This window comes from Halalkalicoccus sp. NIPERK01 (genome assembly GCF_030287405.1).
Lineage (GTDB): Archaea > Halobacteriota > Halobacteria > Halobacteriales > Halalkalicoccaceae > Halalkalicoccus.
Window position 1 is genome coordinate 60,397 of record NZ_JASVVV010000007.1, and the last position, 25,211, is coordinate 85,607.

The window sequence follows — 25,211 nt, forward strand, 5'->3', positions numbered from 1 at the left end:
GACGGCGACGGTCGATTTGAAGGGCACGAGCGCGTTCCCTGCCCGTCGTCCCCACCGGCTTGGTCCGTGTGTTTGACCGACGGTACGAGCGCCGAACCCCGCCACGCGGGCCGAAGCGGTCGGGATCGGGTGCAAGCAGGGCCTTTAACTATCGGTGTCCGGACAATAGGGGTGTGTATGGTTGTCACTGAAGGAGGATGGCCGATATACGGTAGTGGCTGTTACGCCGGCCGGGGAACCGCGCGATGAGCGTGCGGATCCCCCGACCGATCAGCGACTTCTTCACCGCGCTGGGCGCGGGCGCGAGCCGACTCGTCCAACGGTATCTCCCCGACGCGTTCATCTTCGCGCTGCTCCTGACGTTCGCGACGATGGCGCTGGCCGTCGCGCTCACGCCCTCGGGCCCCGCGGCGGTCACGGCCCAGTGGGGCGAGGGGTTCTGGTACGTCATCCAGTTCTCGATGCAGGCCTCGCTCGCGCTGTTGACCGGCTGGGCGCTCGCCGACTCGCCGCCGGTCAAGCGGGTGTTGCGACGGCTCGCGAGGGTCCCGAGTTCACAGCGGCAGGCGATCCTCGCGACGGCGGTCGTCGGCCAACTGGTGGGGCTGTTCCACTGGGGGGTCGTCCTCATCGCCGGGGCGATCTTCGCCCGCGAGGTCGGGATCGCGATGGACCGAAAGGGGATCGGGGTCCACTACCCGCTGCTCGTGGCGACCGCCTACGCCGGGTTGCTGCCGTGGCACCAGGGGCTCTCGGGCGCGTCCTACCTGCTGAGCGCGACGCCGGGGCACTTCCTCGAGGGCACGATCGGGGTGGTGCCGGTCTCGGAGACCATGTTCACGCTCGCGAACCTCGCCACCGTCGGTGCGGTCGTCGTGTTGACGCTCGTGCTCATGCCGCTCATGGCCCCCGAGGAGGATCGGGTCACGATCCCCGAGGAGAAACTCCGCAAGGCCGGCTCGGACGTGATGGCCGACGGCGGCCGGCCGGCCGCCGAGGACGCGGCGCTGAAGCGGGTCGTCGTCGACAGCAACGCGCTGTGTATCGGCACGGGCGTGCTCATCTGGGTCTACCTCGGCTACGTGTTCGCCACCTCGCCGTTCACCGAGGCGCTGGACATCAACCTCTTCATCTCCGGGATGCTCGGGCTCGGCTTCGTCTTTCACGCCTCCTTTCGGAGCTTCTTCGAGGTGTTCCGCGAGGCCATCGAGGGGGCGAGCCAGGTGATCATCCAGTTCCAGTTCTACGGCGGGATCATGGGGATCATGGCCGCCTCCGGACTGGCGGAACTGATCGCGTCGACCGCCGCCGAGTACGCCACCGAGACGACGTGGTACCTGCTGGTGTTCGTCTCGGCGGGCGTCGTCAACTTCTTCGTCCCCTCGGGCGGCGGGCAGTGGACCGTCACCGGCGAACTGCTGGCCGCGGCGACCCGGAACATCCCCGGAACCGACGTCGAGACGATGATGGTTGCCTTCGCGATGGGCGATCAGTGGACCAACATGATCCAGCCGTTCTGGGCGATCCCCGTCCTGGGGATCGCCGGGCTCTCCATCAGGGACATGATGGGCTACGTGGCCGTCCTGTTCGTCTTCAGCGGGGCCGTCTTCGGGGTGGGCACGCTGCTGATGGGCTACGGGATACTCTGAGGTGATCGATGGATGGCAACACACACCGAGACCGAAACGGCCTCGTCGGGAACCGACCGGGAGTTCGTGCCCTTCTTCGGGCGGTTCTTCCCGGAGTCGCTCGCGCTGTCGGTGCTGCTGGCGCTCGCGGCGCTTCTCGTCACGATCCCGTATCTGGCCCCCCTCGAACAGCTGGAGCTGTTCGCGACGGGCTTTTACGACCTGTTCGTCCTCCAGATGGCGCTGATCCTCTACTGGGTCCTCTCGGCGACCGTCGTCGGGGCGCGGCCCGTCGGCGCGCTGTTCGACCGGATCGCGCGCGCGATCCCGACGAGCCAGCCCGCGATCGTCTACTCGACGGGCCTGCTCGCGCTGGCGTTCGGCTGGGTCAACTGGGCGCTCGGCCTCCTCGGGGGCGTGTTCGTCGGGCGGCGGCTCTGTCGGCGTGCCCGCGAGGAGGGCGTCGCGGTCCACTACCCCGCCGTACTGACCGCCGGCCTGCTCTCGCTCGTGCTCGCGAACCAGGGCCCCTCCAGCCCGGGCGCGTTGCTGATGGCCGATACGAGGGTCGCCGAGATGACCGGCTTTCTCGACGGGTCGGCGACCCTCGCCGTGAGCGAGTTCCTCCTCGCGCCGGCGAACCTCGTCCCCAGCGTCGTCCTGGTCGTGACGCTGCCGCTGGTGCTGGTCGCCCTCGCCCCCGGCGCGGAGGCGAACCGGGCGGAGATCGAGGGCGAGTCGATACTCGAGGGCACCATCGCCGAGACGTTCGACCACTACTCCCTCCCCTCGAAGGGGGAGTACACGCCGGCCGACCTGCTCGAACAGTCGCGGCTCGTCTCGCTGGTGGCGGTGGCCATCGGCCTCGGTTCGGCCGGGCTGTACTTCGCGGCCGGCGGGGCGCTGACGCTGTTGTGGCTGCTGTTCACCCTGATGATACTCGGCCTGCTCGTCCACGTCCGCCCGATGGCGTTCAGGAGCAAGACCACCCGTGCGACCCGGTGGGCGAACCACGTCGCGATCCCGTTCATGCTCTACGCGGTCGTCTTCGCGCTCCTCTCTGCGGCGGGCCTCTACGGGGCGATCGGCGACGCTCTCGGGGGCGCTCTCGGGGCGTTCCTCGCGGCGCTCGGAGTCGGCCTCCTGGTCCCGGACCCCGCGTCCGTCTGGGTCCTGGTGGGTCCGGCGCTGGTCGCCGCGGGGTCGGACCTCGTCGCCTCGATCACCGCCGTGATGTACGGTGCGGGGCTCTCGAACCTCTGGCTCGGCTTTCTCTTCTGCGGGATCCTCTCGATCCGCGGGTTCGACTGGCGCGAGTTCGCCCGGTACGCGGCCGTCGTCTCCGTCTACGTCGTCGTCGTCGTGGGCGCGTCCCTGCTCGTCCTCTGAACCGGGCCCGTAGCCTAATCACGGTCGGCGGCCAACCACGGGCATGACGACGCTCTCGGAGACGCGGATCGAGAACCGCTACCGGGTCCAGCCCAACCACGCGAACAACTACGAGTCGCTCCACGGCGGCACCCTGATGAAGTGGATGGACGAGGTCGGCGCGATGGCCGCCATGCGCTTCGCCGGCGAGTCCTGCGTGACCGCGGGCGTGACCGAACTCGACTTCCAACAGCCGATACCGATCGGCGAGACCGCGCGGATCGAGGCCTACGCCTACGACGCTGGACGGACGAGCGTGCGGGTCCGGATCCGTGCGTGGCGCGAGAACCCCCGGACCGGCGAGGCGGCGCTCACGACGGAGGCGTCCTTCACGTTCATCGCGATCGACGCGGACGGCTCGCCCGTCGCGGTTCCCGACGTGACGGTCGAAACCGACGAGGAGCGCGATCTCCGGGACGTTGCACGCGACGCCGAGCACTAACCCAGCACCAGAACGTAGCGCGTCAGCGACCGATGGACGCGACGCTCGAAGCGCTCCTCGACGGTCCAGCCCGCGCTCTCGGCGGCCCCGGCCCAGGAACGATCCGCGACCACGACGGCGCGGGGCGCGAGGCGGCGAGCCTCGGCGAGCGCTCCTTCGACGAGCGCCGCGAGATCGCCCTCGACCTTCGACTGGCGGCCGTAGGGGGCGTCGAACACCACCCCGTCGACCGACCCGTCGCGAAGTGGGATCCGGGTGGCGTCGCCGCGAAATAGGTCGAACCCGACGCCGTAGTGGGCGAGGTTCTCGCGCGCGCCCCGCACCATCTTCCCCTGGGCGTCGGCCCCGATCACCCGTGCGCCGACCAGTCCGGCCTCGACGAGCACGCCCCCGGTGCCACACATCGGGTCGAGGACCGTCGCATCGGGGCCCGCGCCGACGACGTTCGCGATCGCCCGAGCGAGGAGGGGGTCCATGCTGCCGGGCTGGAAGAACGGCTTGTCGGTCGGCATCCGCTCGCCGAAGTCGCGTCGGCTCTCGGCGGCGAGCCAGCCCAGCGCGCAGATCCCGTCTCCCGGTGTCCCGGATCGGACACCGCTCGACCGTTCCGCGGAACGGGGTTCCGCGCCGTCGGCGGAGAAAACGGCCCGGAGCTCGTGATCCGGATCCTCCAGATCGACCGAGAACCCACGATCGACCAGCACGGAGCCCAGTTCGCGCTCGGCGCGCTGGGTGTCGACCGCCGTGTCCCGCACCCGGCGGGCGCGAACCCTGACCGATCCCTCGCGGTCGATCCCCGCGAGTTCGAGCAGGAGGCGCGCCGAGTCGATCTCCCCGCTGGTGGTCCCGAGCAGTTCGCTCGCGCGGTGCGTGTAGGCGAGTCCTCGAACGCTTCGAGCGTCGATCCCGCGGGCGGTCGCCAGCCCGGGCGCGAGCGGGGAGACGGCGCTGGCGGCGGAACGCGCCTCACACCGGGCGAACGCGTCGTCCTCGCCGGCGAGTTCCAGCAGGTACACGCCCCGTTCTCGCTCGGATAGCGTAATCAGCGTGCCGGTCACGCGATGGCTGTCGAGAACGGGCGGGACGTCTCGATCGGCCCGGACCGGTGGACTAAGCCGCAGGCGAACCGGATCAGGCGCCGGGACCGTAATCGGGGCTGATGTCGTCGCGCAGACGTGCCTCGGCCGAGAGCTGGTGGGCGTGGGTGCCCTCGAGCTCGCAGATCTTCGCGGCCCACGGCGCGATCCGGGCGGCGCCCTCCGCGGTCGCCTCCTGGTGGGTGAGCGTCTTCGTGTAGGTGCCGACCCAGATGCCGCCGCTGTAGCGCGCGACCTCGAGGGTCGGCAGCGAGTGGTTCGTTCCCACCGCCTTGTCGCCGAAGACGACCGGCGAGTGCTCGCCCAGGAAGAGCGAGCCGTAGTTGGTGAGGTCCTCGACGATCGAGCGCGGCTCGTCGATCATCACCTGGAGGTGCTCGATCGCGTAGTCGTTGACGACCTCGACGGCGTCGTCCATCGTCTCGGCGACGACGACCTCGCCGTTGTTCTCCCAGCACTCCCCGGCGACGTCCGCGGTCCGGATCTCCGAGAGGCCGTCGTGGAAGGCCTCGACGGCCGCCTCCGCGACCGCTCGATCCGTGGAGACGAGGATCGGACGAGAGTTGGGGTCGTGTTCGGCCTGTGCGAGCAGGTCGGTCGCGACGAGGTCGGGGTCGGCGCTCGAGTCGGCGAGGACCAGCACCTCCGACGGCCCGGCGAGGAAGTCGATGCCGACGTGGCCGAACACCTGGCGTTTGGCCTCGGTGACGAAGACGTTGCCCGGGCCGGTGACCTTCGCGACCCCCGGCACGGAGTCGGTGCCGTAGGCCATCGCGCCGATCGCCTGCGCGCCGCCGATGCAGTAGATCTCGTCGGCGCCGGCCCGATCCATCGCGTACAGCTGGGCGGGCTGGATCGTGCCGTTCTCCTGGGGCGGCGCGCAGGTGACCACGCGCTCGACGCCCGCGACCTTCGCGGGGACGATCGACATCGCGGGCGCGGCCACGAGCGGGTGGCGGCCGCCGGGGACGTACGTGCCCGCGGACTCGACGGGAACGATCCGCTGGCCCAGTCGAACCCCCTCCTCGAACTCGCGTTCGAAGCCCTCGATGTGCTCGCGCTGTTCCTCGTGGAACTCCCGGACGTTCGCGACGGTGTTGTCGATGGCCTCGCGGTCGGCCGACGAGAGCTCCTCGCGTGCGGCCTCGATCTCGTCGTCGTCCACGCGAAAGCGCTCGCGTTCGACGCCGTCGAACTCCTCGGTGAACGCGGCGACCGCCTCGTCGCCCCGCTCCCGTACCTCCCCGAGGATGTCCTGTACCGATTCGGTGACCTCCCGATCGATCGAGATCGACGCGCTCTCGGTCCGTTTGAGATACTCGACGTTGGCGCACATGCTCGGGGGAGAATCGTGAGGGATCCGCTTTAAGGCTGTGACTGCGGCCACCGTAGCCTTCGTCCCCGTCGATAACGGTTAGGCGTCCGGGACGGTACGGGAAGCATGCACACGGATCGGACCGTCATCGTGACGGGCGCGAGCGGCGGGATCGGCCGCGAGATCGGGTTGCGGCTCCTCGACGAGGGGGCGAACGTCGTGCTCGCGGCCCGGAGCGACGGGATCTACGAAACCGCCGAGGACTCCGGCGCGGGCGAGCGCGCCCTGCCGGTCGAGACCGACGTGACCGACGAGCGATCGGTCAGGGCGACCGTCGACGAGGCGCAATCGACCTTCGGCGGTATCGACGCGCTCGTGAACAACGCCGGGATCGCCGGCCCGACCGCGCCGGTCGAGGAGGTCTCGCGCGAGGAGTGGGACCGGACGATGGCGGTCAACGTCACCGGACAGTTCCTGCTGGCGAAACACGCCGTGCCCGCGCTCCGGGAGAGCGACCGGGCGAGCATCGTCAATGTCGCCTCGATCAGCGGGAAGCGCCCCCTCGAGGGGAGGGCCCCGTATACGGCCTCGAAGACGGCGGTGATCGGTCTCACCAGGACGCTCGCGTTCGAACTGGGCGAGGACGGCGTGACGGTCAACGCGGTCTGTCCGGGCGCGACGCGGGGCCCGCGCATCGAGCGCGTGATCGAGCGCCAGGCCGAGAGGCGCGGCGTGAGCTACGAGGAGGCGAAACGGGCGACCTTCACCGACGACGCCGCGCTGGGCGAGCTGGTCGGGCCCGAGGACGTCGCCGCGCTGGTGTCGTTCCTCCTCGGGCCCGACGCCCGCCACATCACCGCCCAGGACGTGAACGTCGACGCCGGGACCGTCTGGTACTAGCCGAGCGAGTCGTATCGGGCTTCGAGGGGTTCGATGTCCTCGAGCAGTTCGACCTGCCTGGTGAGGGCGCTGACGGCGTAGCGCTCGCCCGCGTCGCCGTAATCGACGACGTAGAACGGCGTGTAGACGAGTTCGAGCCGGTCGATCGTGGACTCCGGGCGCCTGACCGGGCGGTAGGTCCGGTCGAGATAGGGGAAGATCCAGTCGCGCCACCGGTCGGTCGCCCCGTCTTCGGAGACCGCCGCCGGGAGGACGGACGCGGGCGAGACGTCGACCGTCACCCGGTCGGGCGGGTCCACGTCCACCTCGCCGACGCGGCCGGTGATCCCGTCGATACCGACGAGGAACCTGACCGTCCGCTCGCCGCGGACGAGCCGATCGAGTTCGACCGTCGTGTACGCCAAATAATCCGGATAGTACACCGTCGTGACGGTTTCGGGCTCGTACCCGCGGCCGATCAGTTCGCGGATCGTCGCGGAGAGGTACGTCCGGACCGTCAGCCTGTCGGTTCGATCGACGGCGGCGGCCTCCTCGAGTTGCGGGGCGAACGCCCTGATCTCCATCGGGGAAACACACGGGACGAGCCGTATCAGCTATTCGGTCCGGTCCGAAGCCCCGCCGTCGGTACTGGCTTCCCGGCCGCCGAACACCTCGTTCACGTGCGAGGTCGGCAACGGCTCGGTGAACCGGTTCGCGAGGAACGTCCCGAGACAGCTCGCGATGAAGCCAATCCCGGTCGCGGCGAACGGGTTCTCGTTGTACGGATACCACCCGGCGTAGAGCCCGGCCTGCGGACCGAGGTGGATCGCGAAGTAGACCGCGAACCCGAGGGCGAACCCGGCGATCGCGGCCCGCTTCGAGGTCGTCTCCTCGAAGCTGCCGACGAAGTACGGGCCGCTGTACGCCGAGATGATGCCGCCGATCCCGACCCACATGAACACCGAGAGGTACTGCGGCGGCACGGTGACGGCCGCGACGGCGACGACGGTCACGACGACCGTCGACGCGCGCGAGATCCACAGCGCCTTCTGCCCGACCGCCGCGCTGTTTGGATCGCCGCCCTTCCAGGGGACGTACGTCTTCCGGTACAGGTCGTTCGCGAACACCTGCGAGACGGCGATGATGAGCCCGTCGGCGGTCGAGATGATCGCGCTCAGGATCGCGACGCCGAGGAACGCGGCGACGACCGCGGGCATCGTCTCGACGAACAACACGGGGATGATCGCGTCGGGGTTCTCGATCCGTATCCCCTGTGCCGCCCCGAGCACCCCGCCGAGGAACATCAGCGGCAGCGCCATCCCGGCGATCGAGGCGACCACCATGAACTTCTTGATGTACTGGGTGCCCTTGATCGCGAAGAACTTGTTGCCGAGATGCGGCTGGGCGGTGAAGCCGATGTGGGCGACGAACAGCAGGACGATCACCCACCAGCTGGCGAAGATGGGGTTGTCGGGATCGGTGTGGCTGTCCCACTGCTGGCCGGAGTCGAGCGCGGCGTTGACTGCGCCGACCCCGCCGTCGAGCCCCCAGCCCGTGGCGAACATGACGACGATCAGCCCCGTGATCGCGACCATGATCGCGCCCTGGACCGCGTCGGTGATGATGTCGGCGTGGCTCCCGCCGGCGACCAGGTAGAGGAGGAGGAGCCCGCCGGCGAACCAGATGCCGAACTCGTAGGGCAGGCCGAGGATGGCGTCGAACATCCAGCCGGCGGCGACGATCTGCGCCATGACGTAGAACAGCAAGAACAGCGCGATGCTCGCGGCGAGAAGCCGCAACAGCGGACTCCCGTACCGATCACCGAGGAAGTCGGGGATCGACTGGGAGTTGAAACGGTCGCCGACCTTCTTGGTGATCCGGGCGACGAGCATCATCCCGAGGTAGATTCCGATGGGGTAGATCAGCGCGTAGTAGCCGGCTTTGAACCCCATGTCGTAGGCCATCCCGGGGATCCCCATGAACGTCGACCCGCTCGCGACCGTCGCCGCGTACGCGAACGCCAGCGCGAGGAAGCCGAACCCCCCGCGGGCGGTCGCGTAATCGTCCTGGGTATCGGTTCGCTGCCAGCCCCAGTAGCCGAGCCCGAGGATCAACACCACGTACAGCACGAGGAACGCCCACCCGTACGTAATCACCGCCTCGGTCGCCATCAGGACTCACCCCGACGCCGGCGCGATCGGCGGTCCGTGCGTTCCTCCAGGAGGTCCTCCAGTTTCAGGACCCACACGGCGACGCAGGCGAAGTACAGGGCGGTCGTTACCGTGAGTACCTCTAGCACGTTCATCGATGGCGCGTGTACAGCCACGTCGGTAATAAAGACGGTGGATGTCTCGACCGATAGCCGCAGTAGGGCTCTCGGCTCGGGGGACTCGATTCGGACGAGGGCCGTCCGCGTGGTTCCCGCATGACCGAACCCGGGAGGTCTTCGGGCGTTCACGCGAGCCTCGTCGGACGCCGGCGACCGCGACGGGTCTCCACCAACCTTTATAAAGGTTAAATACATCTTATAAAGAGAACGATGGACCCAAAGGAGACTATTAACATCGAGAACGTCGTCGCGTCGACGGGCATCGGACAGGAACTCGACCTCCAGAGCGTTGCGATGGACCTCGAAGGGGCCGACTACGACCCCGAGCAGTTCCCCGGACTCGTCTACCGCACGCAGAACCCCAAGTCGGCGGCGCTCATCTTCCGCTCGGGCAAGATCGTCTGTACGGGCGCAAAGAGCACCGACGACGTCCACGAGAGCCTCCAGATCGTCTTCGACAAGCTCCGTGATCTGGAGATCCAGGTGCAGGACGACCCCGAGATCGTCGTCCAGAACATCGTCACCAGCGCGGACCTGGGGCGCAACCTCAACCTGAACGCGATCGCGATCGGGCTGGGCCTCGAGAACATCGAGTACGAACCCGAGCAGTTCCCCGGACTGGTCTACCGCCTCGACGAGCCGAAGGTCGTCGCCCTGCTCTTCGGCTCGGGCAAGCTCGTCATCACGGGCGGCAAACAGCCCGTCGACGCCGAACACGCCGTCGACAAGATCGTCTCCCGGCTAGAGGAACTCGGCCTCCTCGAGTAGCCGGATGGTCCTCGACGCCCTCCTCACCCTCGCTGCGAGTTTTCTGGTGATCGGGCTCGGCTTCTGTCTCACGCTCCACATCGCCGCCCGGTACGTCCTGGGCGACGTGCCGATCAGGAACGCGCTCGCGGGCTTCGTCCCCGCCGCGATCGTCGTCGCGCTGACGCTCGCGGGCCAGCCGGTTCCGGCGGCGGCCCTCGCGCTCGCCGCCGAGGTGATCGTCGTCCAGTCGGTCTACGACGTTTCGTATCGTCGCTCGGGGTTCATCACCGTGGTCCACTTCACCGTGAGCTTCCTGCTCGGGTTCGCCCTGCAGAACCTCCTGGCGCTGCTCGGGACGGCCCCGACATGAACCTCAAAGCGACGGTCTGGAACGCGAAGGAGGGGCGGCCACGGACGCCGGTGCGGATCGTCGCCGGCGTCGTGATCCTCGCCATCGTGACCGGTCTGCTGACGATCCCGCCGCTGTTCGTCCTCTCGTTGCTGGAGGTAGGGCTGCTCGCGGGCGCCGGCGTCGGCGCCATGCTGCTCTCGACCGGCCTCGGGGGGGTCGCCGCCGTCGTCGGCGTCTGGCTCGCCGGCCGGTACGTCGATCGGCGGCGATTCGCCGACTTCGGGTTCGGGGTCGACCGGGCGTGGTGGATCGACTTCGGGTTCGGGCTGGCGCTCGGCGGGCTGTTGATGACGGGGATCTTCCTCCTCGAACTCGCGCTGGGCTGGATCGAGGTGACGGGGGCGTTCGCGGGCGAGGCGCTGCTCTCGGCGCTCGTGGCGAGCCTGCTGCTCTTTCTGATCGTCGGGGTCTACGAGGAGTTGCTCCTCCGGGGCTACCTGCTGACGAACCTCGCGGAGGGCGCCCGCGGCCTCCTCGGGATCGGGGGCGCGGTCGCCTTCGCGATCCTCGCCTCGTCGCTCGTCTTCGGCGCGCTCCACGCGAGCAACCCCAACGCCACCCTCGTGAGCACGCTCTCGATCTCGTTTGCGGGCGTGATGCTCGCGCTGGGCTACGTGCTGACGGGCGACCTCGCGATCCCGATCGGCCTCCACATCACCTGGAACCTCTTTCAGGGCACCGTCTACGGCTTCCCCGTCAGCGGCCTCGACCTCGGCGCGAGCCTCGTCGGGATCGAACAGGGCGGCCCCGCGGTCGCGACCGGCGGCTCGTTCGGGCCCGAAGCGGGGTTGCTCGGGTTCGGCGCGATGGTCGTCGGCTGTCTGGCGACCGTCGCGTGGGTGCGGTGGCGCTACGGGGCGATCGGGGTAGAGGAGGACGTCGCGCTTCCCGATCTGCGCTGATCACTCGACCAGCCGCTCGATCTCGGTGACGAGGATGCCGCTCGCACCCAGTTTCTTGATCTCGGTGATCGTCTCGAAGACGTCGCGCTCGTCGACGACGACGTGGACCGCGACCATGCCCTCCCCCGCGATGTCCATCACCGTCGGCCCGCCGAGTCCGGGAAGCGCCTCGCGGATCTCCTCGACCCGATCCTCGGGCGCGTTGAGCATGAGATACCGCTTGCCGTTCGCCGTCAGCACGGACTCGAGCGCGGTGCGGAGCTGTTCGACCTTCGGGTCGTCCGTGACGTCCTCGCGGGCGAACAGGCGCACGGAGCTCTCGAGGACCTCGTCGACGATCCCCAGCCGGTTCATCCGCAGGGTCGTCCCCGTCGAGGTGATGTCGACGATGGCGTCGGCCATCTCGACGTGCGGGGTGAGTTCGGTCGCGCCGGTGACCTCGACGATCGAGACCTCGACGCCCTTCTCGGCGAAGTACCGCCGGGTGATCCGGGGAAACTCGGTCGCCACCGACTTCCCCTGGAGGTCCGCGACCGAGGAGATATTGCTCTCCTCGGGCGCCGCGAGCACGAGCCGACACTTCCCGAACTCCAGGTCGAGCAGGTCCGGCAGGTCGTGACCGCTCTCCCTGGCCTGATCGAGCCCCGTGATCCCGACCTCGGCCGCGCCGTCGGCGACGTACTCGGGGATGTCCGCCGCGCGGGCGAAGAGAAGCGACACGTCGGGGTCGACGGTGTCGGCGTAGAGTTTGCGCTCGGCGCCGTTCTCGACGTGGAGCCCGGCGCGTTCGAGCAGGGAGACGGTCGGCTCGTGGAGTCGGCCCTTGTTCGGAACGGCGATCTGCATACCCCCATCTCGTCCGGGGGCGGCAACTGCCTTGCGATGCGCTTCGACGGGCCCTCTCGGAACGATCGGGTCGGGAACGGCGCGCTCGGACGGCTCCTCCGTCGTCGGGGTGACCTTCATGGGTCCGGGGCGCGAATCACGTCGGGATGGAGTTCGCAATCTTCGGCGCCGGCGGTATCGGCGCGTATCTCGGGGCGAGGCTCGCGGACGCCGGCCACGACGTCTCTCTCATCGCCCGTGGCGACCACCTCGCGGCCCTCCGATCGGACGGGCTTCGCGTCGAGAGCGTCGCCGGGGACACCGCCGTCGACCTCCCCGCGACCGACGACCCCGGCGAGATCGGCCCGGTCGACTGCGTCCTGTTCACGGTGAAGGCCTACGACACCCGCGAGGCCGCGGCCGATCTCGACCCGCTGATCGGCCCGGAGACGGCCGTGGTTTCCTTCCAGAACGGCGTCGACAACGAGCGGTGGATCGCCGAGGCGGTCGGCGAGTCCCACGTCGTCGGCGGGGTCGCGTACGTCTTCTCGACGATCCAGTCGCCGGGCGTGGTCGCACACACGGGCGGGCCGGCCCGCTTCGTCTACGGCGAACTCGACGGCTCGCTGACGGCCCGCATCGACGCGCTCGACGACGCCCTCTCGGGGTGCGACGGCGTCGAGGCCGTGCTGGCCGACGACGTCCGCGTGGAGCTCTGGCGGAAGTTCGCGTTCATCTGCGCCCAGTCGGGCATGACGGCGGCGACCCGAAAGCCCATCGGCGCCATTCGCGAGACGGCCGCGTCCTGGCGGATGTACCGTCGGGTCGTCGAGGAGGTCGTCGCCGTCGCGCGGGCCTCGGGCGTGGATCTCCCCGCGGACACGGTCGAGGAGTGGGTCGCGTTCGCCCGGGACCTCGATCCGGGGATGTGTTCCTCGCTGCACTACGACCTGACCCACGGGAAGCGCCTGGAACTCGACGCGCTCAACGGGGCGGTCGTCCGCCACGCCGAGGCGGCGGGCGTCGACGTCCCGATGAACGAGGCCGTCGAGGCGGTTTTGCGCCCCTGGAGCGACGAACGGGCCGAGTGAGTTCGGGGAAGGACCGGCAGATTGAGGCGACCACGACGGGAAACGGGAGACATGACGACACTACGGATCGCGGACGGGCGGGTCCTCCTGCCCGACATGACCGTCGAGCGCGCGGACGTCCTCGTGGATCGGGAGGCGGGCGAAATCCTCGCGGTCGGCGATCCCGATGAACTACCGACAGGCGACGAGCGGTTGGACGCCGCCGGTTCGCTGGTGATCCCCGGCCTCGTCAACGCCCACGGCCACGCCGCGATGACGCTTCTCAGGGGGTACGCCGACGACAAACCCCTCGACGCGTGGCTCCAGGAGGACATCTGGCCCGCCGAGGCCGAACTCACCCCCGAGGACGTGCGCGCGGGCGCGGAACTGGGGATCGTCGAGATGATCAAGTCCGGCACGACGGCCTTCGCGGACATGTACTTCGAGGTCCCCGAAATCGCCGCCGCCGTCGAGGAATCGGGAACCCGCGCGCGACTCGGCCACGGGATCGTCACGGTCGGCAAGGACGACGAGGACGCGCGCGCGGACGTCGAAGAGAGCATCGAAGTCGCCCGGGAGTTCGACGGCACAGGAGAGAAGCGGATTTCGACGGCGGTGATGCCCCACAGCCTCACGACGGTCTCCGAGGAGCACCTCGCCCGCGCGGTCGAGGGCGCCCGCGAGGCCGGCGTGCCGGTCCACTTCCACGCCAACGAGACCCGCGAGGAGGTCGACCCGATCGTCGAGGAACGGGAAATGCGGCCGCTCGAATACGCCGCCGAACTCGGGTTGCTGAGCGAGGAGGACTTCCTCGCCCACGGCGTCCACCTCGACGGGCGGGAGATCGAGTTGCTCGCCGAAACCGGGATGGGAGTCGTTCACTGCCCGGCCTCGAACATGAAGCTCGCCAGCGGTATGGCCCCCGTTCAGGCGATGCTCGACGCGGGCGTCACCGTAGGGCTGGGCACCGACGGCGCGGCCTCGAACAACGACCTCGATCCCTTCGACGAGATGCGAGACGCGGCGATGGTCGGCAAGCTCGCGGCTTCGGACGCGAGTGCTGTCCCCGCCGAGGCGGTCGTTGAGATGGCGACCACGGGAAGCGCCGAGGCGATCGGGATCCGATCAGGGAAAATCGAAGCGGGTGCGAACGCGGACCTCGCGGTCGTGGACTTCGAGAAACCACACCTCACGCCCGCCCACGACCCCGTGAGCCACCTCGCGTACGCGGTGCGGGGCTCGGACGTGCGCCACACGGTCTGTGACGGCGAGGTGCTCATGCGCGACCGGGAGGTGCTGACGCTCGACGAAAAACGGGTGCGCGGGACCGCCGAGAGGCGGGCGAGGGAACTGGCCGAACGCGCCTAACGGTAGACCATCACGGCGATACCGGCCGCGATCAACAGCAGGCCCCACCACAGCGAGTCGAAGGGCAGCACCTTGAGGAGCAGCGTGACGAGCCCCGAACTGAGAAGCGACCAGCCGATCGTGGTCCGGTAGCCTGAGTCGGTGTAGCTCATACGAGTCGCCTCGTGGGCCGAACGCAAAGGTCTACGCCCTGCCGCTGAACGGTTCGGTTTTGCCGTCGGCGGTCGTAGACCGGACATGGCCATCAGAAACCCGCTGTCCGAGCGGGCGTGGCGACGCCACGCGAACCCTTACAGCGGCGCGACGCGCGTGCTCGCGGGCGCGGCACTGCTGCTCGCGCTCTATCGCCACGCGTGGAAATCCCTCGGGGCGGTGATCGCGTTCCTCGCCCTCAACCCCGTCCTCTTTCCCGAACCCAAGGACACCGACAACTGGCTGAGCGAGGGCGTCCTCGGGGAGCAGGCGTGGATCGCCGAGGGGAATCCGGTGTTCGGGACGGGCTATCCCGAGGTACTCAACGCGATCAACGTCCCGCTGTATCTCTACACCCTGTATTCGGCGTACCGCCGGTACCCGATCCGGACGCTCGTCGGCTTTCTCGTCACCTTCGCGCTCAAACTCCTGTTCGTCGACGCGATGGCCCGGTATCATCGTGATCGGCGCGGCCTTCGGTAGGGTTTTGGGCGCGGACCGCTCACCCGAAACCATGAGTCAGACGGCGTATCCCCCGATCAGCGAGCACCTCGACGACGTCGAGGCCGCTCGCGAGGAGGGCCGACGCAAGATGGACTGGGCGTTCCAACACATGCCGATCCTCACGCACCTCCGCGAGGAGTTCCGCGAGAGCGAACCCTTCGCGGGCCAGACCATCGGAATGGCGATGCACGTCGAGGCCAAGACCGCAAACCTCGTCGAGACGCTGGCCGACGGCGGCGCGGAGGTCGCGATCACGGGCTGTAACCCGCTCTCGACGCACGACGACGTCTCGGCCGCCCTCGACGCCCACGAGAACATCACCTCGTATGCCGTTCGCGGCGTCGACGACGAGGAGTACTACGCCGCCATCGAGTCGGTCATCGCCCACGAACCCTCCATCACGGTGGACGACGGGATGGACATGGTCGCGGCGATCCACGACGAGCATCCCGACCTGATCGACTCGATCCTCGGTGGCTGCGAGGAGACGACGACCGGCGTCCACCGCCTGCGCGCGATGGACGCCGACGGCGCGCTGAAGTACCCCGTCTTCGCCGTGAACGACACGCCGATGAAGCGCCTGTTCGACAACGTCCACGGCACGGGCGAGTCCTCGCTCGCGAGCATCGCGATGACGACGAACCTCTCGTGGGCGGGCAAGGACGTCGTCGTCGCGGGCTACGGCTACTGCGGGAAGGGCGTCGCGAAGAAGGCCGCGGGCCAGAACGCGAACGTGATCGTCACGGAGGTCGAGCCCCGCCGCGCGCTCGAGGCCCACATGGAGGGCTACGACGTGATGCCGATGGGCGAGGCCGCCGCGGTCGGCGACGTCTTCCTCACCACGACGGGCAACCGGGACGTAATAGTCGAAGAACACTTCGAGGCCATGCAGGACGGCGTGCTGCTCGCGAACGCCGGTCACTTCGACATCGAGATCGACCTCGACGCCCTGTCGGATCTCGCGGTCAGCTCGTATGAAGCTCGCGACGGGGTCGAGGCCTACGAGATGGCCGACGGCCGCCGACTGAACGTGCTCGCCGAGGGTCGGTTGGTGAACCTCGCCGCACCGATCGCGCTCGGCCACCCCGTCGAGGTGATGGACCAATCGTTCGGCGTGCAGGCGGCGTGCGTGCGCGAACTCGTCGAGGGAGAGGCCTACGACGCGGGCGTCCACGACGTGCCCGACGCGCTCGACGAGGAGATCGCGGAGATCAAACTCGAAGCGGAGGGCGTCGAGTTCGACTCGCTCACCGCCGAACAGCGCGAGTACATGGGTAGCTGGGAACACGGGACGTAGATGGCTAACAGGAAGGGGGATAGACGCGAGCGCGAACTCGTCAATCTGCTCGACGAGGCCGGGTTCGCGGTGATGCGCGCGCCGGCGTCGGGGAGCGCGACGACCCGCGAACTGCCGGACGTGCTCGCGGGCAACGGCGAGACCTTCTACGCGATCGAGGCGAAATCGAGCGCGGGCGATCCGATCTACCTCACCGGCGAGGAGGTCGAGGCGCTGGTCTACTTCGCGCGGAACTTCGGCGCGAAGGCACGCGTCGGCGTGCGGTTCGACCGCGAGGACTGGTACTTCTTCCACCCCGGCGACCTCTACACGACCGACGGCGGCAACTACCGCGTGAAGCGAGAGACCGCGCTCGCCGAGGGCGAGGACTTCGAGTCGTTCGTCGGCGGCCCCAGACAGACGCGGCTAAACGAGTGAACTACATTCGCTCCCAGATTCGAACCCAATCGATCCGATATTCGTAGGGCCAATCGTCATTCGTTGCGGGATTACCGATCCAGTCCGCGTCGGCGATATGGACGTTCAGCATGGTGTAAAACGGCTCACCGTAATCGAGATACCGGCATCGATTATCCGAAGCCACAGTCGTTCGATAGACCTCCTCGTCGTCGATGTACCACACAACTTCTTCGGGAGTCCACTCGCAACCGTATACGTGGAACTCGTTAGACATATCTTCGCCGGTGTCGTACTGACCGTACTCCTCACCGTACATCCCGTCACAGTCCTCGTAGTGGACGGTGTGACGAGACGTCCGTGTATCCTCCATGAACTCGACGAAATCGATTTCCGGTGGCCAGTCCTCGTTGTCGGGTTTCGCCCAGAACGCAGGGAGCAGGCCGTTCACAGTTGTGGGGATTCGAAGCCGAGCTTCCCAGTAGCCGTGCTGTTGGGCATGGATTCCCCGTGTGTTAATCGCTCCCGAAACGTACCGTTCGCCGTCGTAGGATTGCTGAAGAACGAGCTGATCGTTCTCCCGGTCGACCCAGATGTGGTCTCTCTGTATCTCCTCTAGCGACCAGTTCGTGCTATTTCCCCATCCGTATCCGACGTTCCAACGATCGGTATCGAGCGTCCCCTCATCGAACTGGTCCTCGAATGCAGGTGAGCGAGATCGCTCCAATAAACCCGTACAGCCCGTTGTACCCGCGATACTGGCCGTCGAACCGAGAGCCTTGAGAAAGGTTCGTCGATTACTATGATTGAGAAACACGGCAACGTACTGAGTTGTTAGTGAGATCCCAGGTCGTTTAATACGTTCGATTGGTCGACCCGGTCGAGGCGCGAGCGGGGAAAGGAGTAGACCCGAAGCGCGTCGGGTTCGGGCCCGCGCTCGGTCATCGTCACGGACTGCGGGTAGACCGCGCCGACGACGGGGTCGGCGGGGTCGTACGCGCGGTTGTTCGGGTACGTGGCGACCGAGTAGGCCGACTCGCCGATCCGGACCCGGTCGGCCCGCCGATCGGAGACGCTGACGACGAGCAGGCGATCGCCCGTCTCCCGGTCCCTGACGAACGCGCCCGGTTCGAGCGCGTGGTCCTCGCAGTAGTGCGAACGGTCGGCGTTCTCCTCGGGGACGAACAGTTCCTCGCCGCAGGTCGCACACTCGACGGCGAGTCGGCCCGGCGGCGGGGTTCGCCCCTCGGTGATCTCGATGGCGACCCGCCGGAGGTGCTTACAGCGCACGCTCCGGAAGGTGTAGTCGGGACAGCTACATCGCCGCGCGTCGAGGTCGACGAGGTAGCTGACCTCGTGGTCGGTCTCGACCTCGTAGAGGGCGTCGCCGAGGGCCGTGACGGTCATCGGCTCGGCCCTGGCACGGATCGAGCGGCGGTCGAGTTCGCTGTCGCTGGTCGGCAGTGACGCTGGTGTGTTTCTGGCTTGCGTCATGGAATCACCGGGGGTTCCACTGGAACCCCCGAATCGCTACAACTACCGTAGGGGCCCGAGCAACGTAAGTCTTCCACCTGAAACGGAAGCGGAGAAATCGCTTCGAAGTGCTTTTACTCCGGGACGGGAAACGCCACGCCATGGACGTAGACCGGGACACGGTCGTCGAAATCGTCGTCTCCGTGGGTGCGGTGGGGCTGTTCGTCGCGGTGCTGGTCGGGATCGGCACCGCCTACAACCAGGACGGCCTCTCGACGACGGGCGGCGTGGCCTTCGTCGGCGCGATCACCGCGTTCGTGATCCTCATGTCGCTGGTCGGCGTGGGTCTGGCGTACTACCTCGATCAGGGCTGAGCCGTCTCCCCGTCCCCGTTCTCCTCGCGCCAGTCGACCAGTTCGTCCTCGTCGGCCTGTTCCAGGCGGTGTTCGTAGTAGTTCAGGGGGTGGGACTCGTCGATCACGTCCTCGCAGATGTCGTCCTTGTTCACGCAGTCGCCGTAGGACTGCATCGTCGCACAGCTCGGGGGAGTGTACTCCGTCGGACTCGTCTCCCCGCGGATGTGGTCGGTCTGATAGCGCGTCATCTCCTCGCCGAAACTCGAGTTGACCATGTAGAGGTCGATGATCTCGTCGGTGTTCATCCCGATGCTGGTGAGGAAGGCGGTGATCGCGAACCGGGAGTGGTGTGCGAGGTGCTCGCCCTGCTGGATCGAGTCGACCAGCGCCTTCATGCACGGCGGGAACCGCTCCGGGACGACGGTGTCGATCTCCCGCGTGAGATCGAGGTCCGCGAGGGTTTCCCGGACCGCCTCGACCTCGGTCTCCAGCGGTTCGGCGAGCGCCTCGGGCACCGACAGCGGCAGTCCACGGGCGACGCGCTGGGCGATCGCCTCCTCTAGGAGCGTGTGCAGCTCCGCGCGTTCGATGAACACCTCGCCGTCGGCGAGCGTGCGGTTGACGAGGCGCCACTGGTCGCCCCAGACGTCGGATGCGAGCGTGAGATACGTCCCGACGGCGACGCGATAGCCCGTCTCGTCCTCCGTGATTGCGCTCGCCAGATCGAACTCGGAGAGGAGGTCGGCGAGCGCGAGTCGCTCGGTCCGGTCGCTCTTGAGGTCGGCCGCGGCCCCCCGGGCGGCGCCGAACTGCGAGATGGCGCGGTTCGCCTCCGCGCGGGCGTACTTGCGGGTGCAGATACGCTCGTCGACCAGCGAGACGAGCACGCGGGCGACGGGGTACGACAGCAGTTCGACCCGCGTGCTCCGGTGGGGATCGCCGATCGAGCCCTCGCACAGCGCGCCCGTGACCCGCTCGGTCGCCCGCGCGACGACGGCCTCCTCGCGGATTAGCTCAGTGAGGTCGACCTCGGCCTCCTCGACGGCCTCGCGGGCGGCGGCGAGAAACGGGTACCGGGCGTGAAGCGCCTTCATCCGCGCACGGCTATGATAGCGAGGCCGATAAACCTGTGTGAACGCCCGCAGTTATATACGGCCATCGGGACCGACGACGCCCTCTCGAGCGCGTGACCCGCCGGAACGACGATAACCCGGCCGATACCCGGTCGATAGACGGTGGAGTTCGAGCGAGAGGGTCGTCACGAGGCGGGAGGGCTGGATTCGCGCCACCGCATGATCGCAACCCATCGTGTGTCTTCGCCGTCATTCGAACTGTATGCCGTAACGAAGCTCTCCCGTTGATCGCTCACCCGCATATGACTGCCAGTACATATCATTTTATTTATGTTAGTGAGACCAACGTATACCGTTGGTCTGGACGTCGCCACGGAGCGAAGACGGGCACAACGGAGGGGATCATGAGCAGTCACACATCGGAAGGACACGGCGGACTGGAACACGAACATCACGGGGTCGAGGGGCCGGGCTACGCGACGCCGCAGGCCGCCATCGAGGAGTCCGAACGCGAGACGGTGGCGTACGTCATCGGACTGTACACGGGCACCGACGTCGACGCGCCCGACTTCCTCGCGGTCGTCGACGTCGACCCCGATTCGGGGACCTACGGCGAGATAACGGACCGGATCGAGATGCCGACGAAGGGCGACGAACTCCACCACTTCGGGTGGAACGCCTGCTCGTCGTCGTGCCATATCGAGGGGTTGGAGCGACGCTACCTCGTGATCCCGGGCAACCGCTCATCGCGGATCACGGTCGTCGACACCGAGAACAGGGCCCATCCCGAGATAGTGCGGGTGATCGAGCCCGAGGAGGTCTTCGAGTACGATCTCTCGGCGCCACACACCGTCCACTGTCCCGCCGGCGGTGGGGTCATGATCAGCATGCTCGGGAACGCCGACGGGGAGTTGCCGGGGGGCTTTCTCGAACTCAACGAGGACCTCGAGGTCGAGGGGCGCTGGGATCTCCCCGGCGAGATCGAGATGAACTACGACTTCTGGTACCAGCCGCGCCACAACGTGATGATCTCCTCGGAGTGGGCCGCGCCCGAGACCTATCAGCCGGGGTTCGACATGGAGGACGTCGAGGCCGACAAGTACGGCCACCGACTGCACTTCTGGAACTGGGGGGACAAGACGGTCGAGCAGACGGTCGATCTGGGCGAGGAGGGGTTGGTCCCGCTCGAAGTGCGCTTCCTCCACAGCCCCGAGGCGACCCACGGCTACGTCAACGCGGCGCTCTCGTCGAACATCTTCCACTTCTTCGAGGACCGCGAGGCGCGGAGCGCCTCCGAGGGTGCGAGCGGCGATGAGCCGCGAGCAGACGGCGAGTGGCGCGCCGAGAAGGTCATCGACTTCGAGGGACGCGACCTCGAGGGGTGGGACATGCCGGTCCCGGCGCTCCCGACGGACATCCTGATCTCGATGGATGACCGCTACCTGTTCGGGGCGAACTGGCTCCACGGCGAGGTCTGGATGTACGACATCAGTGATCCGGCGAACCCGCGACACGCCGACTCGGTCTCCATCGGGGGCTACTTCGGCGACGTCAGGGAGGTGAAGGGCCGCGAACTCGCGGCCGGGCCGCAGATGGTGCAGTTGAGCCTCGACGGCGAGCGCCTCTACTGGACCACGTCGCTGTACTCGACGTGGGACGACCAGTTCTTCCCCGAGGAGAAAGAGCGCGGGTCGGTGATGCTGAAGGCCGACGTCGATCCCCGACGGGGGACCCTGACGCTCGATGAGGACTTTCTCGTCGACTTCGGGACCCTCCCGGAGGGGCCGGCGCGCGCCCACGAGATCCGCTGGCCCGACGGCGACTGCACCAGCGACGTCTGGCAGTAGCTCGCATGCACCGGGTGAGCCTCGAGTGGCCCGACGGGCGACGCGAGACGGTCGGGGTCGACCCCGACGAACCCCTGCTCAACGCCGCCGAGCGGGCGGGGATCGGCCTCCCCTTCGGCTGTCGGATCGGCGTCTGTGGGACGTGTACCGGACGGGCGCTCGACGGGGGGACGCGCCACGTCGAACCGCCACGGGCGCTCAAGGGACGCCACCTCGAAGCGGGCTACGTCCTGACCTGTATAGCGACGCCGGAGGTCGACTGTACGGTCGAGGTGGGGACGGACATCCGCGCTCGCCTGTTCGAGAACCCGTGGCGATGAGCGAGCGGACACGCCGGACGGCAGGCAGTGTGGCACTGCTCCGAATAACGGCGCTCGTCTCGATCGGGGTGCTCTGGACCCCAGCACTCGTCCGGGCCCACGGGGATGTCGACCACGGCGTCGGCGTATCGTTCGGGGTCGTCGTCGCCGCGGCCCTCGGGGTCGGCATCGCCGCGGGCGTGGTGGTCCTGCTCACGGGGCTCTCGCTGCGGGCCCGCATGCTGGCGGGGTTCGACAGGGGGATCGGGATCGTGCTCGTCGTCCTCGGCGTCACCCTCGCCGTCTCCGCCGTGGGCGAGTACCCGCTGCTCGCCGCCGCCGGAATCGGCGGCGGCGGCCTCGTCGCGTGGTCGGTCGCCGCGCGTACCGACGCACACCACGCGGACGTGACCTTCGTCGCGCTGGCCACACACCGGGTGATCGAGGGGGGTGCGCTCGCGGCCGTCTACCTCGCGGGGTCGGCCGTCGGAACGGTCGGCGCGCTGCTGATAGCGGGGCACGTCGCGCTCGAAACCGCCGCCGTCGCCGGCCTCTACGTGACCACGGGGCGGGGTCCGATACGAGCCCTGGTCGCGATCGGCCTCCTGCAGGTCGGGTTCGGGGTCGGCATCGTCGGCGGGACGATACTGGCGATGGCCGTTCCCACGGGCCTCCAGGTGGCCGTGATGGCGGCGGGTGCCGGCGCGCTGCTCGTCGTCGGGAACGCGGAGATCGCCGGCCACCACGATCGTGAGTCGGCCCCGCTACGGGAGCGGTGGCGGGTAAAACGGTAGGGTCTAGTCGCTCTGGATGCGCGGCGCGAGCATGTAGGTGACCTGGCCCTCCCCCTCGGCGATCTCGAAGTGGAGTTTGACGGGGAACTCCTCGCCGAGTTCGAGGGTGACCTCGCCGTCGCTCGGGATGGCCTTGTTCATGTCCTTGAGGTAGTCGAGGCTGAACAGCGAGTGAGCGGGCCCGGGCGTCAGGTCGATGAGATCGCTCTCGTCGAGTTCGAGGTGGACGTCGTCGGTGTCGCCCTCGGCGTCGACGTAAAACAGCGAGTCGGACTCGTCGACGCCCAGCGCGATGTGGTCGCTCACCATGTCGGCGGCCTTCACGGCGCGGTTGATGTCGCGGCCCTCGACGACGACGTTCGCGGGCAGGTCCAGATCGGGAATGTCGGGCTCCTGGCGGATGGAGTCGGGGTCGATGAGCGCGAGCGTGTACTCGAGGCCGTCGATCTGGATGTGGAGCTTTCTCGTCTCCTCGTCGAGTTCGAGGTGGACCAGTTGGCCGGCGTCGGCCATCCCGACGGTGTCCTCGAGCCTGGAGAGGTTGACGCCGATCTGCCCGCCGTCGGCCTCGTAGGACTCGAAGGCGGTCGCGTCGAGCGTGAGGTCGACCATGCCGACGTTCGCGGGGTCGACGGCGCGGATCGCCAGTCCGTCCTCGTTGAGGTGGATCGTACACTCGTCCACCAGCGCGCTCACCGAATCGAGTGCCGTCCCAAGCGTGTCGGCACTCACGATCGCATTGAACATCTTGTCCCCGGCTACGAAAGCACGACTTAAAAAGGCAACTTTTCCCCTCACGCGCGTGCGCGCGTTGGCTCACGAGAACGAAGCCCGTAAGCCGCTCGCTCGCGTACTCCCGACGATCGAATGGCCGGCAAGGACGAGTACTACAACAAGGCGAAACAGCAGGGGTATCGCTCGCGGGCGGCGTACAAGCTCAAACAGCTCGACGAGATGGCGGACCTCCTCTCCGAGGGCGACCGCGTCGTCGACCTCGGCGCCGCCCCGGGGGGGTGGCTCCAGGTCGCGACCGAGCGCGTGGGCACCGGGACGGTCGTGGGGGTGGACCTCCAGCGGATCAGCTCGTTGGAAGGGGTCGAGACGATCAGGGGCGACATGACCGACGAATCGACCCGCGAGGAGGTCGTCGACCGGGTCGGCGAGGCCGACGTGGTACTCTCGGACATGGCGCCCAACATGACCGGCGAGTACTCGCTGGATCAGGCCCGCTCGGTCCACCTTGCGCGCCAGGCGTTCGAGACCGCACGGGAACTCCTCGCGCCGGGCGGGGACCTCGTCGTGAAGGTCTTCGAGGGACGGGACCTCGACTCGCTCAGGGAGGACATCGAAAACGAGTTCGAGTACGTCCGCACGACGTCGCCTGCGGCCTCCCGAGACGAGTCCTCGGAGGTCTACCTCGTCGCCAAGGGCTTTTTGACGGCTCCGGTCGAACCTGGCGATACCCTGACCGTCGAGATCGAGGGGACGGGAAACGAGGGCGACGGGATCGCCAAGGTCGAGGGCTTTACAGTGTTCGTTCCGGACGCCGAGGAGGGCGAGACCGTCGAGATCGAGATCGAGGACGTGAAGCCGCGATTCGGGTTCGCGAAGCAGCTCGACTAGTCGGCGGGCGTCGCCCCTCGCTCGTCCCGCCGGGAGCGCACGAGCCCGACGACCGCGTACACCACGGGCGTGTCCGCGAGCGCGATCAGTAGTTTGATCAGGTACTGGCCGACGATCAGCGCCAGCAGTTCGCCCGCGGGGAGCGCCACCCCGATCCCGAAGAGGGCGGGTGCGAGCGAGAACGCCACCGAGACGAAGACGACGGTGTCGAGCGCCTGGCTACTCGCCGTCGACCCGACGTTGCGGGCCCAGAGCAGCTCCGTCCCGGTTCGCTCGCGGATCCGGTGGAAGACGAGCACGTCCCAGTTCTGGCTGACGAGGTAGGCGAGCAGGCCGCCGAGGACGATATTGGTGCTCGGGGCGAGCACCCGCGCGAACAGGTCGGGGTCGACGCCGACGGGCGACCCGGGCGCGAGGATCGCGAGCCAGACCAGCCCGAGCATGACGAGGATCATCGCGAAGCCGACGTTGACCAGCGCCTGCGCGGGGCGCTTGCCGTAGAGTTCGGCGTAGCAGTCGGTGGCGAGGAACGTCAGCGCGTAGGCCAGCACGCCCGCGGGAACGATGATCTCGCCCCCGACGACCGGCAGATCGACGGGGAGCGAGAGCGCGAGGATCTTCACCGCGAGCACCTGGGCGACGACCAGCGCCGTGACGAAGGTCGCCGCCAGCGCGAGGCGCGCGACGCCCTCACTCCGCGTCATCGTCGAGCCGTCCGTGGCGTGCGTCGATCTCGTCGAGCAGATCGAGGGTCTTCCTGACGGAGGCACGGATCGCCTCGCTTCTGTTGACGAACTTTCCCCCGTCGCCGACGTGCGAATCGAGGTCGTCGAGTAGCTCCTGTGGGACCTCGACGCTTATCTTGGGCATACCCGGAGAATATCGAGGGGCGACATAAGTCCGCCGGCTCGA

General features: G+C 68.0%; 30 protein-coding genes. 17 read left to right on the forward strand and 13 right to left on the reverse strand.

Annotation, left to right across the window (positions count from 1 at the left end):
- Positions 1-245 precede the first annotated feature (245 nt).
- From QRT08_RS16200 to QRT08_RS16210, 3 genes are read left to right on the forward strand one after another with little or no spacing between them, the layout of a single operon-like run.
- Positions 246-1,649, forward strand: coding sequence for a short-chain fatty acid transporter (locus QRT08_RS16200; RefSeq protein ID WP_286047014.1), 1,404 nt, complete (start codon positions 246-248; stop codon positions 1,647-1,649).
- A 12-nt stretch (positions 1,650-1,661) separates the two neighbouring features.
- Entirely contained in the window at positions 1,662-3,017 is a 1,356-nt protein-coding gene (locus QRT08_RS16205) for a TIGR00366 family protein (protein ID WP_286047015.1), read from the forward strand.
- Between the two features lie 43 nt (positions 3,018-3,060).
- Complete coding sequence (locus QRT08_RS16210) at positions 3,061-3,498, forward strand: acyl-CoA thioesterase (RefSeq protein ID WP_286047016.1); 438 nt, start codon at positions 3,061-3,063, stop codon at positions 3,496-3,498.
- Here QRT08_RS16210 and QRT08_RS16215 read toward each other — a convergent pair.
- Positions 3,495-4,514, reverse strand: coding sequence for a methyltransferase domain-containing protein (locus QRT08_RS16215; protein ID WP_286047017.1), 1,020 nt, complete (start codon positions 4,512-4,514; stop codon positions 3,495-3,497). The two genes, QRT08_RS16210 and QRT08_RS16215, sit on opposite strands and share 4 nt — an antisense overlap.
- 115 nt (positions 4,515-4,629) lie before the next feature.
- Positions 4,630-5,931, reverse strand: a complete 1,302-nt coding sequence (gene hisD / locus QRT08_RS16220) for a histidinol dehydrogenase (protein ID WP_286047018.1) — start codon at positions 5,929-5,931, stop codon at positions 4,630-4,632.
- Positions 5,932-6,036: 105 nt separating this feature from the next.
- Between hisD and QRT08_RS16225 the strand changes: the two genes are divergently transcribed.
- On the forward strand, positions 6,037-6,810 hold the full coding sequence (locus QRT08_RS16225) for an SDR family NAD(P)-dependent oxidoreductase (RefSeq protein WP_286047019.1): 774 nt from the start codon (positions 6,037-6,039) through the stop codon (positions 6,808-6,810).
- Here the strand turns inward: QRT08_RS16225 and QRT08_RS16230 are convergent.
- Genes QRT08_RS16230 through QRT08_RS16240 form a run of 3 tightly spaced genes read right to left on the reverse strand, consistent with a single transcriptional unit; the run spans position 6,807 to position 9,094 of the window.
- Positions 6,807-7,373: a hypothetical protein gene (locus tag QRT08_RS16230; RefSeq protein WP_286047020.1), complete on the reverse strand. Its 567-nt coding sequence runs from the start codon at positions 7,371-7,373 to the stop codon at positions 6,807-6,809. The genes QRT08_RS16225 and QRT08_RS16230 overlap by 4 nt on opposite strands.
- A gap of 30 nt (positions 7,374-7,403) precedes the next feature.
- Positions 7,404-8,960, reverse strand: a complete 1,557-nt coding sequence (locus tag QRT08_RS16235) for a sodium:solute symporter family protein (RefSeq protein WP_286047021.1) — start codon at positions 8,958-8,960, stop codon at positions 7,404-7,406.
- On the reverse strand, positions 8,960-9,094 hold the full coding sequence (locus QRT08_RS16240; RefSeq protein ID WP_286047022.1) for a hypothetical protein: 135 nt from the start codon (positions 9,092-9,094) through the stop codon (positions 8,960-8,962). The genes QRT08_RS16235 and QRT08_RS16240 overlap by 1 nt, the downstream gene beginning before the upstream one ends.
- Before the next feature lie 234 nt (positions 9,095-9,328).
- Between QRT08_RS16240 and QRT08_RS16245 the strand changes: the two genes are divergently transcribed.
- From QRT08_RS16245 to QRT08_RS16255, 3 genes are read left to right on the forward strand one after another with little or no spacing between them, the layout of a single operon-like run.
- Positions 9,329-9,886 (forward strand): TATA-box-binding protein, encoded by a 558-nt coding sequence (locus tag QRT08_RS16245; RefSeq protein WP_286047023.1) that lies wholly within the window; start codon positions 9,329-9,331, stop codon positions 9,884-9,886.
- A gap of 4 nt (positions 9,887-9,890) precedes the next feature.
- A complete protein-coding gene (locus QRT08_RS16250; protein ID WP_286047024.1) occupies positions 9,891-10,238 on the forward strand; it encodes a DUF7473 family protein in 348 nt (115 codons plus the stop codon).
- Positions 10,235-11,182, forward strand: coding sequence for a CPBP family intramembrane glutamic endopeptidase (locus tag QRT08_RS16255; protein WP_286047025.1), 948 nt, complete (start codon positions 10,235-10,237; stop codon positions 11,180-11,182). The genes QRT08_RS16250 and QRT08_RS16255 overlap by 4 nt, the downstream gene beginning before the upstream one ends.
- Here the strand turns inward: QRT08_RS16255 and hisG are convergent, their stop codons facing one another.
- Positions 11,183-12,028, reverse strand: a complete 846-nt coding sequence (gene hisG, locus QRT08_RS16260) for an ATP phosphoribosyltransferase (RefSeq protein ID WP_286047026.1) — start codon at positions 12,026-12,028, stop codon at positions 11,183-11,185. It lies immediately after the preceding gene.
- A 146-nt stretch (positions 12,029-12,174) separates the two neighbouring features.
- Here hisG and QRT08_RS16265 point away from each other — a divergent pair, with 146 nt between their 5' ends.
- Together QRT08_RS16265 and QRT08_RS16270 are read left to right on the forward strand one after the other, a co-directional pair.
- Entirely contained in the window at positions 12,175-13,098 is a 924-nt protein-coding gene (locus QRT08_RS16265; protein WP_286047027.1) for a 2-dehydropantoate 2-reductase, read from the forward strand.
- Between the two features lie 51 nt (positions 13,099-13,149).
- Complete coding sequence (locus tag QRT08_RS16270; RefSeq protein WP_286047028.1) at positions 13,150-14,445, forward strand: amidohydrolase; 1,296 nt, start codon at positions 13,150-13,152, stop codon at positions 14,443-14,445.
- Here QRT08_RS16270 and QRT08_RS16275 read toward each other — a convergent pair.
- Positions 14,442-14,597 carry a hypothetical protein gene (locus QRT08_RS16275; RefSeq protein ID WP_286047029.1) on the reverse strand — a complete coding sequence of 52 codons (156 nt, stop codon included), beginning with the start codon at positions 14,595-14,597 and terminating at the stop codon, positions 14,442-14,444. The genes QRT08_RS16270 and QRT08_RS16275 overlap by 4 nt on opposite strands.
- An 85-nt stretch (positions 14,598-14,682) precedes the next feature.
- Between QRT08_RS16275 and QRT08_RS16280 the strand changes: the two genes are divergently transcribed.
- The 3 genes from QRT08_RS16280 to hjc are packed head-to-tail and all read left to right on the forward strand — an operon-like array spanning position 14,683 to position 16,855.
- Entirely contained in the window at positions 14,683-15,120 is a 438-nt protein-coding gene (locus QRT08_RS16280; protein WP_286047030.1) for a DUF6653 family protein, read from the forward strand.
- Positions 15,121-15,151: 31 nt separating this feature from the next.
- On the forward strand, positions 15,152-16,438 hold the full coding sequence (locus QRT08_RS16285) for an adenosylhomocysteinase (protein WP_286047031.1): 1,287 nt from the start codon (positions 15,152-15,154) through the stop codon (positions 16,436-16,438).
- The gene (gene hjc / locus QRT08_RS16290; RefSeq protein ID WP_286047032.1) at positions 16,439-16,855 is read left to right on the forward strand and encodes a Holliday junction resolvase Hjc; all 417 of its coding nucleotides are present in this window, start codon (positions 16,439-16,441) and stop codon (positions 16,853-16,855) included.
- 1 nt (position 16,856) lies between these two features.
- Here the strand turns inward: hjc and QRT08_RS16295 are convergent, their stop codons facing one another.
- Together QRT08_RS16295 and QRT08_RS16300 are read right to left on the reverse strand one after the other, a co-directional pair.
- On the reverse strand, positions 16,857-17,561 hold the full coding sequence (locus tag QRT08_RS16295) for a glycoside hydrolase family 16 protein (RefSeq protein WP_286047033.1): 705 nt from the start codon (positions 17,559-17,561) through the stop codon (positions 16,857-16,859).
- A gap of 107 nt (positions 17,562-17,668) precedes the next feature.
- Positions 17,669-18,328: an SWIM zinc finger family protein gene (locus QRT08_RS16300; protein ID WP_286047034.1), complete on the reverse strand. Its 660-nt coding sequence runs from the start codon at positions 18,326-18,328 to the stop codon at positions 17,669-17,671.
- 140 nt (positions 18,329-18,468) lie between these two features.
- Here QRT08_RS16300 and QRT08_RS16305 point away from each other — a divergent pair, with 140 nt between their 5' ends.
- Positions 18,469-18,681, forward strand: coding sequence for a DUF7472 family protein (locus QRT08_RS16305; protein WP_286047035.1), 213 nt, complete (start codon positions 18,469-18,471; stop codon positions 18,679-18,681).
- Here QRT08_RS16305 and priL read toward each other — a convergent pair.
- The gene (gene priL, locus QRT08_RS16310; RefSeq protein WP_286047036.1) at positions 18,672-19,757 is read right to left on the reverse strand and encodes a DNA primase regulatory subunit PriL; all 1,086 of its coding nucleotides are present in this window, start codon (positions 19,755-19,757) and stop codon (positions 18,672-18,674) included. The two genes, QRT08_RS16305 and priL, sit on opposite strands and share 10 nt — an antisense overlap.
- A 383-nt stretch (positions 19,758-20,140) precedes the next feature.
- On the opposite strand from priL, the gene QRT08_RS16315 reads away from it, so the two are divergent.
- From QRT08_RS16315 to QRT08_RS16325, 3 genes are read left to right on the forward strand one after another with little or no spacing between them, the layout of a single operon-like run.
- Positions 20,141-21,583 carry a selenium-binding protein SBP56-related protein gene (locus QRT08_RS16315; RefSeq protein WP_286047037.1) on the forward strand — a complete coding sequence of 481 codons (1,443 nt, stop codon included), beginning with the start codon at positions 20,141-20,143 and terminating at the stop codon, positions 21,581-21,583.
- Between the two features lie 5 nt (positions 21,584-21,588).
- On the forward strand, positions 21,589-21,903 hold the full coding sequence (locus tag QRT08_RS16320) for a 2Fe-2S iron-sulfur cluster-binding protein (protein WP_286047038.1): 315 nt from the start codon (positions 21,589-21,591) through the stop codon (positions 21,901-21,903).
- Positions 21,900-22,676 (forward strand): hypothetical protein, encoded by a 777-nt coding sequence (locus QRT08_RS16325; protein WP_286047039.1) that lies wholly within the window; start codon positions 21,900-21,902, stop codon positions 22,674-22,676. The genes QRT08_RS16320 and QRT08_RS16325 overlap by 4 nt, the downstream gene beginning before the upstream one ends.
- A gap of 3 nt (positions 22,677-22,679) precedes the next feature.
- Here QRT08_RS16325 and QRT08_RS16330 read toward each other — a convergent pair whose 3' ends face one another.
- A complete protein-coding gene (locus QRT08_RS16330) occupies positions 22,680-23,423 on the reverse strand; it encodes a DNA polymerase sliding clamp (RefSeq protein WP_286047040.1) in 744 nt (247 codons plus the stop codon).
- Between the two features lie 120 nt (positions 23,424-23,543).
- Between QRT08_RS16330 and QRT08_RS16335 the strand changes: the two genes are divergently transcribed.
- Positions 23,544-24,299 carry a 23S rRNA (uridine(2552)-2'-O)-methyltransferase gene (locus QRT08_RS16335; protein WP_286047041.1) on the forward strand — a complete coding sequence of 252 codons (756 nt, stop codon included), beginning with the start codon at positions 23,544-23,546 and terminating at the stop codon, positions 24,297-24,299.
- On the opposite strand, the gene QRT08_RS16340 is transcribed toward QRT08_RS16335, so the two are convergent.
- The gene (locus QRT08_RS16340) at positions 24,296-25,003 is read right to left on the reverse strand and encodes a queuosine precursor transporter (RefSeq protein ID WP_286047042.1); all 708 of its coding nucleotides are present in this window, start codon (positions 25,001-25,003) and stop codon (positions 24,296-24,298) included. The two genes, QRT08_RS16335 and QRT08_RS16340, sit on opposite strands and share 4 nt — an antisense overlap.
- The gene (locus QRT08_RS16345; RefSeq protein ID WP_286047043.1) at positions 24,990-25,169 is read right to left on the reverse strand and encodes a ribbon-helix-helix domain-containing protein; all 180 of its coding nucleotides are present in this window, start codon (positions 25,167-25,169) and stop codon (positions 24,990-24,992) included. Before QRT08_RS16345 ends, QRT08_RS16340 begins: the two co-directional genes overlap by 14 nt.
- Positions 25,170-25,211: the final 42 nt, after the last annotated feature.